General features: G+C 47.5%; 3 protein-coding genes. All 3 read right to left on the reverse strand.

Going from position 1 to position 2,589, the window contains the following annotated elements:
- Nucleotides 1-644, reverse strand: a 644-nt coding sequence (locus B1526_RS09015; RefSeq protein ID WP_201260156.1) for a restriction endonuclease subunit S, incomplete at its 3' end; no start/stop codon positions are given.
- Entirely contained in the window at nt 634-2,142 is a 1,509-nt protein-coding gene (locus B1526_RS08800) for a type I restriction-modification system subunit M (protein ID WP_095615678.1), read from the reverse strand. The genes B1526_RS09015 and B1526_RS08800, both read right to left, overlap by 11 nt.
- A 15-nt stretch (nt 2,143-2,157) precedes the next feature.
- Nucleotides 2,158-2,589, reverse strand: a 432-nt coding sequence (locus B1526_RS08805) for a type I restriction enzyme endonuclease domain-containing protein (protein ID WP_133088559.1), incomplete at its 5' end; no start/stop codon positions are given.

A 2,589-nucleotide genomic window follows, 5' to 3' on the forward strand; every position in this document is an offset into this window, starting at 1 on the left:
TCTCCTTTCTTGAGGGGCCTTTTTGGATTCACATCAGCAATATCGGAAATCTTCACCAACGGGTTGTCTTCATCGTTATCGAAGCGGTCGAAAAGATTTTGGCACATCTGCTCTAAATAATCATTTAGCTGATTATTTAGACTAATCTTATCGTCGATCAACCTTAGCAGTCTAACGACTTTTCTCTGTTGATCAACAGAGCCTGGATCTCTTATCTCAATCTGCATCAATGTTTTCTGCTTAAAATACGGCAGGGCGGTACCATCTACCCAATTCGAGAGTTTCATGGAGCACAGTAAGTAATATAAATAATCCGCATCAATGCCCACTTTGGGCGTAGCAGACATCATATTATTGTCAATAATAGTGGGTTTAGTCAACTGTCGCACGCGATTTGCCCTTATCGCTTCACCAACCTTGGCAAACACAGAGGATCCCGCAGGATGAATCTTGGCCGATAACTCAGCAACAATGTCTTGCGAAACCCAATTATCAGCACTTTTAATCCAACATGTATTATCTTTTGAATTCATATCCTTGACTTTAATAAAGGGATAATCACCTTGAGATAATCCTTGATATTCTTTAGGAAATGCCGTTCCAGCTTTGAAACTGCATATTTGCCCTAACGTCCTACATGTCATAACCGATGGCCTCCAGATTCTTCTTAATCTGCTCTTGTAGCTGGTTGGATTCCTCGAAGCATTTGGCAATCTCGGCGGTCAGACGGGTCATCTTCTCTTCGAATGGCTCACTGTCTTCTTCCATCTCGGCGACGCCGACATAGCGGCCCGGAGTCAGGAGGTAGTCCTGCGCCTTGATATCATCAATTGTTGCGATAGCAGAAAAGCCCTTCTCTTCCTCCAAAGTGCCGTCTCTGAACGCATCGAATGCATTCGACACCTTAGCTATGTCCTCATCGGTGAATTCACGAAGCCTGCGGGACACCATGGTTCCCATATCACGTGCGTCAATAAACAGGGTCTTTCCGGATTGTCTCTTATCCTTGGAGATAATCCACAGACTCACTGCTATGGGAGTACCATAGAAAAGCTTGTCAGGCATCGCGATAATACCTTCAACCAAATCGGCATCCACGATTCTGGCACGGATTTCACCCTCACTGTTCGTCTGACTGGACAGCGCACCGTTCGCCAAGACCATGCCCATACGACCGGTGCGGTTGAGATGATGTATCATATGCTGGACCCATGCAAAATTGGCGTTGCCGTCCGGCGGCGCACCATATTGCCAACGCACGTCGTCCTCGAGCTTCTTCGCTCCCCAGTCGGAAAGGTTGAAAGGAGGGTTCGCAAGGATGAAATCAAACTTTTCGGTTTTATGTAGATCATCAAAGAATGTGTCAGCGTTGTGTCCGCCCAGATCCGCGTCAATGCCACGAATTGCCAGATTCATGGTTGCCAATTTCCACGTGGTTGGGTTGCTTTCCTGACCATACACGGAGATGTCATTAATATTGCCCTGATGACGTTTGACGAAGTCGGCGGACTGTACGAACATACCGCCACTACCGCAACAGGGGTCGTACACTCGCCCGTGATATGGCTTAATGACTTCGACCAATGTCTTCACAATACACGCCGGCGTATAAAATTCACCAGCGTTCTTGCCTTCTTTTTCAGCGAATTTGGCTAGGCAGTATTCGTAGGTGCGCCCGAGAATATCACGACTGTCGCCCTTTTCGGCCATTTTCACGTTAGTGAATAGGTCCACGACTTCACCCAACCGCCGCTTGTCAAGCTCTTGTCGAGAGAAGTCCTTCGGCAGTATGCCCTTGAGCTTATTATTTTCAGCCTCAATCTGACGCATGGCCTCATCGATGACCTTACCAATTTCAGGCGTGTGCGCAGCTGCTGCTATGGTCTGCCAACGCGCGTTCTCTGGCACAAAGAAGATGTTCTCGCTTGTGTATTCATCGCGATCTTCTTCGAAGCCTTCCCCTTCCATTACAAGATCTTGGTATTTCTGGTCGAACTTGTCAGAAATGTACTTCAAGAAAATCAGACCGAGTACAACGTTCTTGTATTCAGATGGGTCAATGTTGCCTCGAAGCTTGTCTGCAGCGCCCCAAATCCGCTTCTCGAAGCCGATTTCGGCGGTATTATCCTTCTTCTTCACCATGCTAAGCCTTTCCTGCTATTCATAGATCTTGGCATCAGCCCACAATTCACATTGTTCCATAATGGTGTTCATGGCGTCATCAACCCCCTCAGGCGGATACTCGTACTTGCGCAGCAAACGTTTGATGGCCCGACGCATGCCAGCTCTCGCGCTTTCTTTCCTTTGCCAGTCTATCGTAGCGCTCTTCTGCATAGTCTCAGTCAGTTCCTTGGCTATCGAGACAAGCTGGTCATTGTCGTAGAAATCTTTGACAGCCTGCGGTTTGGTAATCGCATCGTAGAACGCCATTTCCTCGCCGCTCAAACCGAGCTTTTGCGCGTCGTCTCGATCCTTCATGATTTCTTTGGCCATGTTGATGAGCTCTTCGATAACCTGCACATTCGTAAGCATGCCGTTGAGATACGAGTTCAATGTGTTTTGAAGCATCTCACTGAATTTCTTGGCCTT

Origin of the sequence: Bifidobacterium criceti (assembly GCF_002286935.1) — a bacterium.
Lineage (GTDB): Bacteria > Actinomycetota > Actinomycetes > Actinomycetales > Bifidobacteriaceae > Bifidobacterium > Bifidobacterium criceti.